Genomic DNA, 14,916 nt, shown 5'->3' on the forward strand with positions numbered 1-14,916 from the left:
CTCCAAGAGGAATTCCATGCAGAAGAGCTTGCCGCAGATCGTCCGCTTGACGGTTGTTTTCGCCGTGATCGGCCTTGCCGTCGCCGGGTGCGGGCGTAAAGGCGATCTCGATCCGCCGAGCGCGAACGCAACGAAGACCGGCGACTCGTCGAAGCCGACGCCGCAGCCAGGCACCGCGGATAGACCCTTCATCCTCGATCCGCTTCTCTAAGAGGCAACTGACGTGAACCATTTCCAGTATCGCGACGGCGTCCTCTACGCCGAAAACGTTCCCGTTCCCGAGATTGCCAAGGCCGTCGGCACACCTTTCTACTGCTATTCCACGGCGACGCTCGAGCGCCACTATCGGGTGTTCGCCGAAGCGTTCAACGATGTCGACGCCATGGTCTGTTACGCCATGAAGGCGAATTCCAATCAGGCCGTGCTGAAGACGCTCGGCAATCTTGGCGCCGGCATCGACGTCGTCTCCGAAGGAGAGCTGCGCCGCGCGCTCGCCGCCGGCATCCCGGGATCGCGCATCATGTTCTCCGGCGTTGGCAAGACACCGCGCGAAATGGACTTTGCGCTCGAGGCCGGCATCTACTGCTTCAATGTCGAGTCCGAGCCGGAACTCGAGATCCTTAACCAGCGCGCCATCAATTCGGGCAAGAGGGCACCTGTCTCCTTCCGCATCAATCCCGATGTCGACGCCAGGACGCATGCGAAGATCTCGACCGGCAAGAAGGAAAACAAGTTCGGCATTTCCTGGGAGCGCGCCCGCGCCGTCTATGCCCGCGCTGCGACCCTGCCCGGCATCGAAGTGACCGGTATCGACATGCATATCGGCAGTCAGATCACCGAACTGCAGCCGTTCGAGGACGCCTTCAAACTGCTGCGTGAGTTGGTGAGCACGTTGCGCGCCGACGGCCACGACATCCATCACGTCGATGTCGGCGGTGGCCTTGGTATCCCCTACCGGGATGACAACAACCCGCCGCCGCATCCGGAAGCCTATGCCGAAATCGTCAAGAGCCAGCTGCGCGAACTGAACTGCAAGATCGTCACCGAGCCCGGCCGCCTGATCGTCGGCAATGCTGGCATCCTGGTGACCGAAGTGATCTACGTGAAGGACGGCGGCGAAAAGACCTTCGTGATCGTCGACGGCGCAATGAACGACCTCATACGCCCGACCCTCTATGAAGCCCATCACGAGATCCGCCCCGTCGTGATCTCCGCAGCAAACGCGCCGCGCATCAAGGCGGATGTTGTCGGCCCCGTCTGCGAAACCGGCGATTTTCTGGCGCTCGACCGCGAAATGGCGATGCCGAAACCCGGAGATCTTTTCGCTATCAGCTCCGCCGGCGCCTACGGCGCGGTGCAGGCCGGCACCTACAACAGCCGCCTTCTGGTTCCCGAAGTGCTGGTCAAGGGTAGCGATTTCCACGTGATTCGCCCGCGCGGGACCTACGAGGAGCTCATTGGTCTCGATTCCGTCCCGACCTGGCTGGGCTGATCACGCTCTCGGTGATGGCATCACTTTTTGGCGAAGAGCCGTGAAAAACCGGCATTGGCCGGCGCTTGCCCTCGCCTTCGCCACAAAGAATGTTATCTTTGACAGGGAGCGAATTCCCCCGGCGATCGCCGGAAGTGCACTCTGCCCTCGAACGCCAGCTCGCGGAGACCGGATTGAATAAGAGCTCCAGCAGCGAGAAACGCGGTGCATTTGCCCTGAGGCCGTCCTTGGCTCGGCTGGTTGCGGCGAAGCGCTTTCTGGCGCGCCTGGTCCTGCTGTCCGAGCAGATGCTGCCCCTGTTCCTGCCGATCCTGTCGGTTGTGGCTCTCTATCTGGCAGCGTCGTGGTTCGGTGTCTTTCGCTACGCGCCCGACTGGGTCCGCGTGGCGCTGCTGATCCTTTGCGCGGTTGCCTCTCTCGCAACGCTTCTTCCCCTGCGCCGGCTGCACTGGCCCGACACGGCCGCTGCCGACCGGTTGCTCGAACAGCGCAACGGCCTGCAGCACCAGCCGGTGGCCGTTCAGGAAGACGAGCCCGCCACCGACACGCCCTTCGCGCGCGCCCTCTGGCGCGAACACCAGACGCGTATGGCGGAGAAGATTGCGGCACTTGATACCGGCTTTCCGCGTCCCGACATCGCCTCCCACGACAGAATGGCGCTGCGTGCCATCCCGGCCCTGCTTGTGGTGATGGGTTTCGCCTATTCACTATCGATGAACGGCGGCTCGATCACCGACGCGCTGCTGCCGCGGCCGGCACCGCAAACCACCGATCCTGCAGTGCGCATCGATGCCTGGGTCACGCCACCCTCCTATACCGGTCGCGCACCGATCTACCTGACGGTAAACGGCACCGAGCAGGCGGCGATCCGTGTTCCCGAACTCTCGAACCTTACGGTCCGTGTCAGCGGCGGCAAGACCGCCGAGAAGGTCGTCTTCCGGCATGAGAACGGCGAGGCACAGAACATCGCGCCTCAGGAGGCGGCCAAGCAGCCCGCGCCTCCAGCGGCGACGCAGACTGAAGGCACGGCTGCACTCCCTGCTCTGTCGGCCGCTACGCATCTGATGAAGCTCGAGGAAAACGGCGAGCTCGAGGTCAACGGCCGCACGTGGAGTTTTGAGGTTATTCCTGACAAGGCGCCCGAGATCGCCTTCAATGGCATGCCGAAGCCGACGGTCAACGGTGCGCTCGAAGTCGGCTTCACTGTCAAGGACGACTACGGCGTACAGGAAGCGCGTGCGGAGATTGTTCCTGTCGACGCCGAGCCGACCGCAACGCCGCTCTACCCGTTGCCCGACTTTCGCCTGGATATCCCCCGCCGCAATTCGCGCGACGCAAAAGGCGTGACCAGCAAGAACCTTACCGAGCACCCACTCTCGGGTAAGCGGGTCCGCATCACCCTTGTTGCCAAGGACGCCGCCGGCCAGACCGGTCGCAGCCCGCCGCACGAGATGACGCTGCCCGCCCGCCCGTTCAACGAGCCTCTCGCCGCGGCCGTGGCCGAGGAACGGCAGGTCTTCTCGCTCGATACCCGGAAGATGCCGGAAGCGATCGCGCTGAACGAAGCACTGACGCTCCGCCCGGAAGAGACGATCCCGAGCCTGACCAATTACCTGCTGCTGCAATCCGCGTTGACACGCATGAAGCTCACCAAGGGCGACGAAGCGATGAAGGACACCGCCGATTACCTTTGGGATATCGCGGTCGGCATGGAGGACGGCGATCTTTCGCAGGCCGAGCGCAACCTGCGCAATGCCCAGCAGAACCTGGCCGATGCCCTGCAGCGCAATGCACCTGATCCCGAGATCAAGAAGCTCATGGACGAGCTGCGCAAGGCGATGCAGGAATATATGAAGGAGCTTGCCCAGCGCATGCAGAATGCGCCGATGCAGCCAAACCAGAACGCCCAGAACATCATTCGCCAGCAGGACCTGGAGCGGATGATGGACCAGATCGAGAATCTCGCACGCTCGGGCAATCGGGACGCTGCCCAGCAGATGCTCTCCGAGCTGCAGCGAATGATGAACAACCTGCAGGCCGGCAGGCCGCAGCAGGGGCAGCAAGGCCAGGACAACAGCCAGATGCGCCAGCAAATGGACAAGCTCGGCCAGATCCTGCGTGACCAGCAGAAACTGATGGAAGAAACGTTCAAACTGGACCAGCAGCTGAAGGACCGCATGCAGCGCGGCGATCCCAACATGGGCATGAACGATCCGTTGCTCGACGACACGCCGATGGACAATGACGGCATGCAGCAAGATCAGCAGGGCCAGAGTCAGGACCCGAACCAGCAAGGCCAAAACCAGCAGGGCCAAAGCCAGCAGGGCCAAAGCCAGCAGGGGCAGTCGCCTTCCGACCAGATGACGGCCGAGCAGCTGCGCGAGGCCCTAAAGCAGTTGCGTTCGCGCCAGGACGAACTCGGCAAGCAGCTCGGCGAGTTGCAGAAGGGTCTTGGCGACATGGGCATCAAGCCCGGTCCGGGCTTCGGTCAGGCCCAGCGCGAAATGGAAGGCGCCGGCCGCGAGCTCGGTCAGGGCCACGGTGAACCTGCGATCCAAGGCCAGGGACGTGCACTGGAAGCGCTGCGCCAGGGTGCGCGCGACATGATGAACCAGATGATGCAGGCAATGCAGGGCCAACAGGGACAGGGTCCCCAGGGTCAGGTCGGGCAAGGCAACCAGAACGGCCGCGACCCGCTTGGCCGTCCACGCCGCGCCGAAGGACCTGATTTCGGCGATCAGGTGAAGGTGCCTGACGAAATCGATGTGCAGCGCGCCCGCGAGATCCTGGATGCCATTCGCGAAAAGCTCGGCAACAACCCACCGCAGGAAATCGAACGGCGCTACCTGGAACGGCTGTTGGACATCCAGTAACCCAACTGTGCCGATTCAGGTCACAATAGCGTGAGATTCGCTGCCTCCACGCCCCCGACGCCTATGTCTACTGTGACGCGAGATCGCGCGTCGTTTGGGCACGAGCCGAGGGTATTTCCATGAAAACGGATTTGAAGCTGATCGCAGCTATCGCGCTTGGATTCGGCATGGCTGCAAGCACAGTAAGCGCAATGGATATCGGTGGTTTCGCCACGACCAACAGCGGCGGCAGGACCATGGCTGCCGACGGCTACGAATCGAGCCGAAGCTGGCGCGGATCGAATGCCTACCGACCGGCTCCCTATAGCATGGAGACGACGGGGAGCATTTCGTCCAACGGCTCCAGAGCACGGCGACCAGTCAATTGCCCGCCGCGGCCGGTTCCTGGCACGCTGCAGACGCAGGGCGGGAACAGTGGAACGACCATAAATCCGGCTTGCCCCGACTATTGAGAAGCCGCGACGGCTGGAACCTTGCCGATCATGCCATCGCCTCCCATCCAGCGAGACGATGGCATAACCAGACGCATGACATCGTAGACGCCAAGCTCCAAATTTATCGACGAGGCTAGCCCTGCCTGGCGAAAGCTTCGTAGTGTCACGCTGCAAGTGAATAACGATAGCGATTCGATGGCAATTCTCTTCAAGACGGCAATCGGTGAAAACGCAGCATTTGAGTTGATCGAGAATGCCCTCTCCCGAACCGGCGAATACGATGGCTACCTCAACGTCGTAGCTGACGAAGGCGAGCGAACTCTCTCCTGGTCCCCGGGCATGCACGCCGAACAGTTCCAGGCGGAGATCACGGAGATCCTTCGTTCGACATGGGACATTTGTCGCTTCTGGGTGATCTACGAGCGGCGTGATGATCGGCAGGATGCCGAAGCCAATGCCATCCGCAATGCGGCGTTCAGGCTGACGCGCGGCTATGCCGGCGTCATTGTCGTGACCCTCAGCCTGCTCCACAAGCGCGACAGCCTGGCCGATATCGAACTGATCTTCGTGTGCTTTCAGCAGGATTTCCAGCGACGCAATTTCCGCGTGCGCTACGAAGGCAAGTTCATTCGGGACGAGAACTGAACAGCCGAGGCAGTGCCTGACGCAACTCCCGGGTTTGAGGACGATCCGAGAGCAATAGGCAGTGGTTTGCCGGTGGCTTGACCCGAGGACGCAAACACCCCTCGCCGCAGCTCAAGATGCAAGTCCCGCCAGCCCGGATTCAACTTCTCGATCAGCTCGATCCTCCCACCGAGGGTCAAGCGCAGGATGACGAGAGGATATGGGAGCAAGGGCGCACGAAATGACCGCCCTCGCAACCGAAAATGGGACCCGTTTTCGGGATAAGGACATGGCTGGCCAAGACAACCGCGCGAAAGCGCCGCAAGCGAACCTGAAAGATCGTGACGCGCTCAGGCGGCCAACGCACGCGCAACTGCCTTGCGGATATCGGGCAAGGCAAAGGGCTTCGAGACGACATCGACGATCTTTTCCGCCAGGTCGTCAGCGCGTTCGCGCTGTTCCGCATAGCCGGTCATCAGCAGGATTTTCAGCGCCGGGAAGGCCGATTTTGCCTGGTGCGCCAGTTCGATGCCGTCCATAACGGGCATGCGGATATCCGAGAGCAGCAGGTCGTAGACGCCGTCTCTGAGTTTTTCCAGTCCTTCCGCACCGTCGGCGGCTTCTTCGGTCTCATGACCGTCAAGACGCAAAGCGCGGGCTACGAAAGAACGCAGGGAGTCCTCGTCTTCCGTAATCAGAATTTTTGCCATGGTGTGCATCACTCCGTTTCATGCCCCGCAACGGAAATCACACGACTTTCCTTTGCGATCGGTAAACGGCGCCAAGGGATGGACGGGATGGTTAACAACCCGTCTTATCACGGCACATTCAGGCGTCGCCAGTGACGACGCCGACAAATGGAAGCTCGCGGAAGGCATAGGCGACATCCATTCCGTAGCCGACGACGAAATAGTCGGGGCATTCGAAGCCGACATAGTCTGCTTCCAGCTTTTCCTTGCGCTTCACGCTCTTGTCGAGGAGCACGGCAATGGTGACGTGGCGTGCGCCGCGCTCATAGAGCAGTTCCTTGGCAAACAGCAGCGTGCGGCCGGATTCCAGAATATCGTCGATCAGAAGAACGTCGCGATCCTTCACGTCGCTGTCGATATCCTTGACGATTCGAACGCCTTGCGAAACTGTGCCGGTGCCGTAGCTCGACAGCGTGATGAACTCGACTTCGGGCGCCAAACCGCTGTCATGCAGCGCGCGGATGAGGTCGGCGGCGAAGATGAACGAGCCCTTCAAGACGGCAATGACCAGCAGATCCTTCGTGGGTCCCGCTGCAATCTGCTTCGCCATGGCATGGTTGCGTTCCGCAATCTGCTCAGCGGTGAAGAGTGGCTCGATATTTTTTCCGCGCACGACGGGCATAAGAAGGCTTTCTCCATGAATAGAGCACAAGCCGTTACCACAAACAGCGGGACGAAACACCCCTTACGGCATGAACGAAAGCCGGACTTCCGGCATTTTTCCACCCGCGTACTGGACTCTCGTTGAAAACCCGCGGCTCTGGCCACCGTAGATGACATCCGCAGGCGGGTTGACAACGATGCTTGCCGTCAGCTGCTCGCCGGCAAAAAAGTCGGCGCGGATGGGGCGCACGACCTGCGTCGTGCCGCTCTGATTGTCGATGATGCCATTCATGAGCAATACCCGCATTCCGTTCGCATCACGGGGCGTCATGGTGACGTGCGAGAAATGCAGCGGCGAATCCGTTGATCCAGCCTCGCTTTGCGAGAGACCGGAGAACCCTCCGAAGAGGCCGAATACCAGCACCGAAAGCGCAAGTACGAGCGCGGCAAAGGTCTTGACCGATGCCTGCTGCAACCAGGCTTCGCCCATCCGAATGAGTGCCGATGTGCTCGACGACTGCGAAGCACGCTGGCGATTGTCATTGAAGCTGGGGGCAACAAAGCCCCGGGTACGACCGTTCGCAAGCACAACGAATTCGGCATCGGCAACATCGGCCGGGCGAGTTCGGCGGGCCTCACGCTTGGTCGGTTCGGGCGGCAGAAAATCATAGGCGTGACCGGGCGCCTGGCGTCTGAACGAGGAGGAGGTCATGATGACGGCCTTTTCCGGTGTCCACATGGTTTCAGGCCGGACGGAAATCCGGCATTGAAACGAATCCTGCTCAGTCGTAAATTTTAATGGTTAATGCTTCGCAAAGATCGCCATCAAAGCGGCGTCTTTCCGGTAAAATTTACTGGTTGTTAATGGTGTTGGTTAACAAGTCGTGCGGTGAACAAACAAAAGACTGATCTGCCGTTGATCCACTTCGAAAATGTCGGTTTGCGCTATGGGATGGGGCCGGAAATTCTCCGGGACCTGACGTTCGACATTCCGAAAAAATCGTTTCAGTTCCTGACGGGGCCTTCGGGCGCCGGCAAGACCACGCTGCTGCGGCTGCTGTTCCTTTCGCTGCAACCGACCCGTGGACTGATCCGCATGTTTGGGCGCGACATTTCCGATATTCCGCGCCCCGAGCTGCCACTGCTGCGGCGCCGTGTCGGCATCATCTTCCAGGAATTCCGTCTGCTTGACCATTTGACCACCTACGAGAACGTGGCGCTGCCGCTGCGTGTTCGCGGCAAGGACGAAAGCTCCTACAAGACCGATGTGCTTGAGCTTCTGAAGTGGGTTGGTCTTGGCGAGCGCATCAACGTCTTGCCGCCGGTTCTATCAGGTGGCGAAAAGCAGCGCGCCGCGATCGCGCGCGCCCTGATCGACCGTCCCGAGATCCTTCTGGCCGACGAGCCGACCGCGAACGTCGATCCGCCGATGGCCCGCCGTCTGCTCAATCTCTTCCTCGAACTCAACCGTCTCGGCACGGCGGTTGTCATCGCGACCCACGATCTGGCGCTGATGGACCAAGTGGAAGCCCGCCGCATGATTCTCTCGGAAGGGCATCTCGAAATCCATGACTGAAGCTGCCCCCAAACCGCCGGCAGAGGCCGCTCCCCGAAGCCAGAAGCGGCCGGAGATGAAGGTGCGCCCGACGGCGCCGATTCTGCCTTCCGCCAATATCCAGGGCAACGCGCTGATTGTGGTCATTGCCATCATGGCCTTCCTCGCCTGTCTGACACTCGGCGGCGTCAGCATGGTCCGCTCCACGGCGGCAAGCTGGGAGAGCCAGATTTCCCGCGAGATCACCATCCAGATCAGGCCCGACGAGGGTCTGGACATGGACAAGACGCTGACACAGGCGCGAGATCTCGCGCTCACCTTTGTCGGGACAAAGGACGGCCAGATCGTCGACGAAGCGGCAACGGCCCGTCTGCTCGAACCCTGGCTCGGCACCGGGCTCGACATCAAGGAACTGCCTGTTCCACGGCTCGTGATCATCACCATCGATGAGAACAACCCGCCCGATTTCGAGGCAATGCGCTCGCTGCTCAAGGAAAGCATCCCGCAGGCTTCGCTCGACGACCACCGCACCTGGGTCGACCGGCTGGTTTCGATGGCCCACACCACCGTCATGATCGGCACCGGCATCCTGCTGCTGGTCTTTTCGGCGATGGTGCTGACCGTCGTTTTCGCGACCCGTGGCGCCCTGTCCAGCAATCGCCACATCGTCGAGGTGCTTCACTTCGTCGGCGCGGAAAGCTCGTTTGTCGCAACAGAGTTCCAGAAGCATTTTCTGAAGATCAGCCTCAAGGGATCAGCGGTCGGCAGCGCCCTTGCCGCGCTCTTCTTCATGACCGCCGGCTTCCTGCAGAGCCACACGCTGGCCACCCCGCAGACGGACCAGGCAACCGCTCTCTTCGGCACGTTTTCGGTCGGTGCGCTTGGCTATGCCGGCATCTTTGCCACCATGATCGTCATTGCCCTGCTGACGACCTTCACGGCCCGGCTGACGGTAATGCGAACCATTTACGAGATCGACACGCTGCGTTCCGATCCGACACGCGCCGATGGGCTCGTGAATTGAGCTTTACATGCCTTTTTTGCCTTGAAAGCGTCTGTTCGCCGCCGCAATCTGCATATATTTTTCTGATTCATGAGCATGGGCAACTTTTCGCGCACCCCGATTCGCCCTGGAACGGAGCTTGCTCGCTCCGACGGGCGACCTGTGCGCGGTCCGGTGCGTCGAATGCTGCGCTGGGGCGGCGTTGCCTTTGTGCTCATTGTCGCGCTGATTTTTGGCGGCTTCCTTCGCTTTGCCGATTCCGTTACGACCTTGAAGCCTCCGCTCGATCCGCGCGCGGATGCGATCGTCGTTTTGACAGGAGGCTACCAGCGCATCGACCAAGCCGTCGAGCTACTTCAGAAAGGTGCCGGCAAGCGCCTGCTGATTTCAGGCGTGCATCCGGCAACCACGCCGAAGCAGATCCGCAAGATGACCCAGGCGTCGCCGGAGCTTTTCTCCTGCTGCGTCGACATCGGCTACGATGCGCTCGACACGATCGGCAACGCCCAGGAAGCATCGAACTGGATCCATCAGCGCGGCTACAAGAGCGTCCTCGTCGTCACCAATAACTATCATATGCCGCGCAGCCTGGCGGAGCTCGCTTATGTTGACTCCGAAACCCAGTTCATTCCCTATCCTGTTGTGAACACGGATCTGAAGACCAGCAACTGGTTCACCGATCCCAACGCTGTGCGGGTCATGCTTGCCGAATATGCGAAAGTGCTCTTTGCCGCCGCGCGCAATCTGACGGGTCTCGGCCGTCATGCAGGGCTGCGTTCGGCCGGCGTCTCCGGCTAAAGCCGAGGGAAACCTTTTTCTGACGGCCAATATCGTGTAGGAGGGCGCAACCGCCTTTTGCGGACATTGGCCTTGGGAAAGTTTATGATCGCCCTGCGTTCCGTTCTCTTCAACACGATCTTCTACGTCAACCTCATCGTTCGCATGATCGTGCTGTCGCCCTACTATTTTGTCGCGCGGCGCCAGGACGCCTACCGCATACCGAAGAACTGGGCGCTGTCGAGCCACTGGTTGATGGAGAAGATCGTCGGTACGACCTTCGAGATCGAGGGCATGGAGAACCTGCCTGATGGTGGCTATATCCTGGCACCGAAGCATCAGTCTTTTTGGGATACCTACGCCCTGCTGCCTTGGCTGAAAGACCCGGTCTATATCCTGAAGCGCGAGCTGATGTGGATCCCGCTCTTTGGCTGGTATGCCAAGAAGCAGCGGATGATCCCGATCAACCGCGGCGCACGCGGCAAGGTCATGGTCGAGGCGTTGAGGCGCACCAAGGAAGAATTGGCAAGCGGCCGGCAGCTGATTATCTACCCCGAAGGCACGCGCCGCCCGCCGGGCGCCGAGCCGCTCTACAAATACGGCATCGCTCGCATGTACCGTGACCTGCAGCTACCGGTCGTGCCGGTCGCCATGCATCCCGGCCTCTTCTGGCCGCGACGCAGCACGATGCGCTATCCCGGCCACTTCAAGGTCCGGATACTGCCGCCGATCCTGCCCGGCATGGATCCCGATGCCTTCTTTGCGCATCTGATTGAGGTGACCGAGAAGGCGAGCGATGAACTACTGGTCGATACCGTCGAGCGCAATCCGAACCTGCCGCTTCCGCCGACGGCCACTCGCCGGCTTGCGGAATTGCAGAAGGTCAATGCCGCGACGGCTTGACCTCAGGCCGCCTTTCTCAGCCGTTCCACTTCGCCGACCACCTGCTCCAGCCAGTGATCGCGAATGCCCATCTCCTGCAAATGCGCCAGCGTGTTGAAGACGTAGGCGTCGTTTGGTCCTGACTGGCCTTGCGCACCGTGGACAACCCGCGCCGCCGCGATCGCATCGAGCCCGCCGGCATATTGCGTATGGCTGCGATCGACGACATAGGCGATCGCCTTGCTTGCCCTGCCGTCCGCCAGCTGCAACGGCAGGCAGCGTTCGAGGTAGACGTTGGTTACGAGCTCGCGCTCCCTGAGATAGTCGATCGTTTCGTCCCACTGCTCCGGCGCGATCCGGAAGGCCATTCCACGGCAGGAACCACCACGATCAAGGCCGAGCACCAAGCCCGGATCCCGCTGCGTGCCGCGATGCACCCAGGAATGCACGCAGAGCGAACGCCTATAGCCATAGACAAGAGCCTGAGAACGCTCCAAAAACGCGAAGCCCGGATTCCACATCAGTGATCCGTAGCCAAATACCCAAAATTCGTCCATATCGCACGCCAGACCGACATTCCCACTCGCGGCACACCATTGGAGAACATCATGGCAGCGTCAAGCCCATCCCGCAGCGGCAGAAAATTCTGGATGCTCGGCGGCGGTATCGTCTTGGTGATCGTGCTTTATACGGGTGCTTGGTTCTATGCCGCGTCCCAGTTGAAGAACACCGTGCTGAGGGCAATCGCACCCGGCAATACTGCAGGCGTCAGTGGCGAGTGCACAGATATCGATTTCCGCGGCTATCCATTCCGGATCGGCCTGTTCTGCTCGAAGGTCGATGTCGACGATACCGTCAACGGCGTATCGGCAAGCTTCGGCCAGTTGCGCTCCGCAGCGCAGGTCTACGCTCCCGGCCATATCGTGTGGGAGCTCGATTCACCCGCCGAGATCCGCAGCGCCCATGGCCTGTCGCTCAATGCCGAATGGGCGAGCCTGCAATCCAGCCTGATCACCAAGCTGAAGGGTATCGACCGCTCGTCGATGGTCATCGACGGGCTCAAGGGAACCGCCGTCTCCTCCCAAACGGGCCAGACGATCGACTTCGACGCCGCCCACACCGAAATCCATCTCCGCCAGAACGGCGGCGATCTTGACGGCGCGATCTCCGTGACGGATTCCAATGCCGCCATCAAGGATTGGTCTGCCTTCCCCAAGCTTTCGGCGAGTGCCGACGTGACGCTTGCCGGCAAGGCCGGCATGATCGACGGCAGCGACCAGAGAGGGCTCTTCGGCGCCAGTGGCGAACTGCGCAAGGTCGTAGCCGACATCGGTGACGGCAAGGTCATGACCCTGAGCGGCCCCTTCTCCTTCGACGAGGAGGGCTATCTGTCAGGCAAGTTCAAGCTGGAGATCGAGCAGCTTGGCCCCTGGCGCGACAGCATCAAGCAGACCTTCCCTGACATCGCCAAGACGGTCGACACAGCCGCCAAGTTGCTCAAGGCGCTGGCCGGCGGCGGCGACAAAGTTTCCGTGGATCTCGTGGTGGCGCGTGGCAACGCCACGGTCGGCGGCTTCATTCCGCTCGGATCGATCCCGCCGATCTGAGGGTTAGCCGTGGCCCCGCCTCATCCCTGCACTTGTCGCAGGGATCCAGCCATGGCGCGTCCGCGCGGTGAATGACTGATATTACGCTAGCGGGAGCTTCCCGGGCCGAAAGACTTGGGGCGCGCGCAGTGGATTCCTGTGACAAGCACAGGAATGAGATGCGGGGGCAGCCTATTTGCCAACCCTCGACCATCCTGCGGATGAGAGAGGGGCGAAACGGCTCGGTCAACTCCTATGCTCGTCACCGGAACGGCATGTCTAAAAGTCCGTACCCTACTTCTTTTCGAGCGGGTGGGGACGGCCGAAGTCCGGTGCATCGACATCCTGACCAGCCTGGACGATGGAGCGGCGGATAGCGCGGGTACGGGTGAAAAGATCAAAGATCTTGTCGCCCTCTCCCCATCGAATGGCCCGCTGCAGATAGGCGAGGTCCTCGGAGAAGCGCGCGAGCATTTCGAGGATCGCATCCTTGTTGTGCAGGCAGACGTCGCGCCACATCGTCGGATCGGAGGCGGCCAGACGCGTGAAGTCGCGGAAGCCGGAAGCGGAATACTTGATGACTTCCGATTCGGTGACCGCCTCAAGATCATCTGCCGTACCGACGATGTTGTAGGCAATGATATGCGGCAGGTGCGAGACGATGGCGAGCACCTTGTCGTGATGCTCCGGATCCATCTCGTCGACCTTGGAGCCCAACGATTCCCAGAACTGTCGCAGCGTCTTCAACGCCGTCTCGTCAGTGCCTGAAATCGGCGTGAAGATGCACCAACGGCCCTCGAAGAGCCCGGGGAAGCCGGCATCCGGACCGGATTTCTCCGTACCCGCCAGCGGGTGACCGGGGATGAAATGAACCTGCGGCGGCATATGCGGCTGCATCTGTGCGATGACCGAAGCCTTAGTCGAACCGACATCCGTCACGATCGCACCTGGCTTCAGGCTGCCGGCGATTTCTTTCGCAACGCTCTCGGACGCCCCAACGGGCACCGACACGATGACCAGGTCGGCGTCCTTTGCGGCATCGGCCGACGACGTCGTGTAGCGGTCGCCGAGTTGCAGTTCCTCAGCTCTCTTCAGGGTGTCGGCGCTGCGGGTCGCAATGACGACCTCCTTTGCCAGGCCAAGCCGCTTGACGTCATAGGCAATGGAGGAGCCGATCAGGCCGATCCCGATCAGCGCGATGCGATCGAACTGCACGGTCATGACTTGCGTCCCACAAACTCGCTAAGCGCTTCGATGACACCACGGTTCGCCTCGTCCGGCCCGATGCTCATGCGCAGCGCATTCGCGAATCCGTAGCCCTTGACCGCACGCAGGATGTAGCCGCGGCTGGTCAGGAACGCATCGGCTTCGGGCGCCCGTTTGCCATCGACGTCTGGGAAATGGATGAGTACGAAGTTGGTGACCGACGGCGTCACCTTCAGACCGACAGCCTCGAGTGCGACCGTCATCTTCTCGATCCACATCTGATTGAAAGCTACGGCTTCCTGCACAAATGCCTGGTCGCGAATGGCTGCGGCACCGGCGGAGATTGCCGCCGAATTCATGTTGAACGGACCGCGGACACGATTGACCGCGTCGATGATGTCGGCGGGCGCGTACATCCACCCAACGCGAAGAGCGGCCAGGCCATATACCTTGGAGAAGGTGCGAGTCATGACGACGTTTGGATTGGACGAAACGATCTCGATTCCGGCTTCGTAGTCGTTGCGGCGCACGTATTCCGCATAGGCCGCATCCAGAACCAGCACGACATTCTTGGGCAAGGAGGCATGCAGACGACGGATCTCGCAGACCGGAACATACGTGCCAGTCGGATTGCCCGGGTTGGCGATAAAGACCATTTTGGTCTTGGGCGTAACCGCGGCAAGGATCGCATCGACGTCAACGGTCTCGTCCTTCTCCTTGACAACGACCGGCGTGGCGCCTGCACCCATGATCTGGATTTTGTAAACGAGGAATCCGTGCTCTGTGATGATCGCTTCATCGCCGGTGCCCAGATAGACATGGCAGAGAAGGCCGAGCAGCTCGTCCGAGCCGTTGCCGCACATGATATTAGCCGGATTAAGACCGTGAACTGCCGCGATGGACTCCCGCAATTCGATGGCCTGACCGTCCGGGTAGCGTTCCAGATTGCCAACAGCCTCACGGAAAGCTTCGATCGCCTTCGGGCTCGCGCCGAGCGGCGTTTCGTTGGACGAGAGCTTATAGACGCGTGCGACGCCCGGCGCATGTTCCTTGCCCGGCACATAGGCTGCGATGTCCAAAATACCGGGACGCGGAACGGGCTTGCTCTTCTCTTCGCTCATGGGATCGACCT

Annotated in this window: 16 protein-coding genes; 10 read left to right on the top strand and 6 right to left on the bottom strand. The window is 60.9% G+C overall.

Features of this window, described 5'->3' with window-relative positions:
* The first annotated feature begins 16 nt into the window (after nucleotides 1–16).
* The 5 genes from lptM (at nucleotide 17) to LPU83_RS57280 (ending at nucleotide 5,444) form a co-directional block, all read left to right on the top strand.
* Nucleotides 17–211: an LPS translocon maturation chaperone LptM gene (gene lptM, locus LPU83_RS57260; RefSeq protein WP_007789400.1), complete on the top strand. Its 195-nt coding sequence runs from the start codon at nucleotides 17–19 to the stop codon at nucleotides 209–211.
* A gap of 12 nt (nucleotides 212–223) precedes the next feature.
* Nucleotides 224–1,492: a diaminopimelate decarboxylase gene (gene lysA / locus LPU83_RS57265; protein ID WP_024316201.1), complete on the top strand. Its 1,269-nt coding sequence runs from the start codon at nucleotides 224–226 to the stop codon at nucleotides 1,490–1,492.
* Nucleotides 1,493–1,719: 227 nt separating this feature from the next.
* Nucleotides 1,720–4,365 (top strand): TIGR02302 family protein, encoded by a 2,646-nt coding sequence (locus LPU83_RS57270; protein ID WP_024316200.1) that lies wholly within the window; start codon nucleotides 1,720–1,722, stop codon nucleotides 4,363–4,365.
* A 119-nt stretch (nucleotides 4,366–4,484) separates the two neighbouring features.
* Nucleotides 4,485–4,817: a hypothetical protein gene (locus tag LPU83_RS57275; RefSeq protein ID WP_024316199.1), complete on the top strand. Its 333-nt coding sequence runs from the start codon at nucleotides 4,485–4,487 to the stop codon at nucleotides 4,815–4,817.
* A gap of 177 nt (nucleotides 4,818–4,994) precedes the next feature.
* Nucleotides 4,995–5,444 carry a hypothetical protein gene (locus tag LPU83_RS57280; protein ID WP_024316198.1) on the top strand — a complete coding sequence of 150 codons (450 nt, stop codon included), beginning with the start codon at nucleotides 4,995–4,997 and terminating at the stop codon, nucleotides 5,442–5,444.
* Between the two features lie 329 nt (nucleotides 5,445–5,773).
* Here the strand turns inward: LPU83_RS57280 and LPU83_RS57285 are convergent, their stop codons facing one another.
* The 3 genes from LPU83_RS57285 to LPU83_RS57295 all read right to left on the bottom strand — a co-directional run bounded on the left by LPU83_RS57285 (nucleotide 5,774) and on the right by LPU83_RS57295 (nucleotide 7,487).
* Nucleotides 5,774–6,133 (bottom strand): response regulator, encoded by a 360-nt coding sequence (locus tag LPU83_RS57285; protein WP_007789408.1) that lies wholly within the window; start codon nucleotides 6,131–6,133, stop codon nucleotides 5,774–5,776.
* Nucleotides 6,134–6,251: 118 nt separating this feature from the next.
* Nucleotides 6,252–6,794, bottom strand: coding sequence for a hypoxanthine phosphoribosyltransferase (gene hpt / locus LPU83_RS57290; protein WP_024316197.1), 543 nt, complete (start codon nucleotides 6,792–6,794; stop codon nucleotides 6,252–6,254).
* Between the two features lie 63 nt (nucleotides 6,795–6,857).
* Nucleotides 6,858–7,487, bottom strand: coding sequence for a hypothetical protein (locus tag LPU83_RS57295; protein ID WP_037070378.1), 630 nt, complete (start codon nucleotides 7,485–7,487; stop codon nucleotides 6,858–6,860).
* Nucleotides 7,488–7,691: 204 nt separating this feature from the next.
* On the opposite strand from LPU83_RS57295, the gene ftsE reads away from it, so the two are divergent.
* From ftsE to LPU83_RS57315, 4 genes are all read left to right on the top strand, one after another.
* Nucleotides 7,692–8,351 (top strand): cell division ATP-binding protein FtsE, encoded by a 660-nt coding sequence (ftsE, locus tag LPU83_RS57300; RefSeq protein WP_024316195.1) that lies wholly within the window; start codon nucleotides 7,692–7,694, stop codon nucleotides 8,349–8,351.
* A gap of 55 nt (nucleotides 8,352–8,406) precedes the next feature.
* On the top strand, nucleotides 8,407–9,354 hold the full coding sequence (locus LPU83_RS57305; protein ID WP_374046196.1) for a cell division protein FtsX: 948 nt from the start codon (nucleotides 8,407–8,409) through the stop codon (nucleotides 9,352–9,354).
* Nucleotides 9,355–9,423: 69 nt separating this feature from the next.
* On the top strand, nucleotides 9,424–10,131 hold the full coding sequence (locus LPU83_RS57310; protein ID WP_176703590.1) for a YdcF family protein: 708 nt from the start codon (nucleotides 9,424–9,426) through the stop codon (nucleotides 10,129–10,131).
* 84 nt (nucleotides 10,132–10,215) lie between these two features.
* A complete protein-coding gene (locus LPU83_RS57315) occupies nucleotides 10,216–11,013 on the top strand; it encodes a lysophospholipid acyltransferase family protein (protein ID WP_024316192.1) in 798 nt (265 codons plus the stop codon).
* Nucleotides 11,014–11,015: 2 nt separating this feature from the next.
* On the opposite strand, the gene LPU83_RS57320 is transcribed toward LPU83_RS57315, so the two are convergent.
* Nucleotides 11,016–11,549 (bottom strand): gamma-glutamylcyclotransferase, encoded by a 534-nt coding sequence (locus tag LPU83_RS57320; protein WP_024316191.1) that lies wholly within the window; start codon nucleotides 11,547–11,549, stop codon nucleotides 11,016–11,018.
* 51 nt (nucleotides 11,550–11,600) lie between these two features.
* On the opposite strand from LPU83_RS57320, the gene LPU83_RS57325 reads away from it, so the two are divergent.
* Nucleotides 11,601–12,599 carry a DUF2125 domain-containing protein gene (locus LPU83_RS57325; protein WP_024316190.1) on the top strand — a complete coding sequence of 333 codons (999 nt, stop codon included), beginning with the start codon at nucleotides 11,601–11,603 and terminating at the stop codon, nucleotides 12,597–12,599.
* A 273-nt stretch (nucleotides 12,600–12,872) separates the two neighbouring features.
* Here LPU83_RS57325 and LPU83_RS57330 read toward each other — a convergent pair whose 3' ends face one another.
* Complete coding sequence (locus tag LPU83_RS57330; protein WP_024316189.1) at nucleotides 12,873–13,799, bottom strand: prephenate/arogenate dehydrogenase family protein; 927 nt, start codon at nucleotides 13,797–13,799, stop codon at nucleotides 12,873–12,875.
* Nucleotides 13,796–14,905, bottom strand: a complete 1,110-nt coding sequence (gene hisC, locus LPU83_RS57335) for a histidinol-phosphate transaminase (protein ID WP_037070379.1) — start codon at nucleotides 14,903–14,905, stop codon at nucleotides 13,796–13,798. Before hisC ends, LPU83_RS57330 begins: the two co-directional genes overlap by 4 nt.
* Between the last annotated feature and the right edge of the window lie 11 nt (nucleotides 14,906–14,916).

Origin of the sequence: Rhizobium favelukesii (genome assembly GCF_000577275.2) — a bacterium.
Taxonomy (GTDB): domain Bacteria; phylum Pseudomonadota; class Alphaproteobacteria; order Rhizobiales; family Rhizobiaceae; genus Rhizobium; species Rhizobium favelukesii.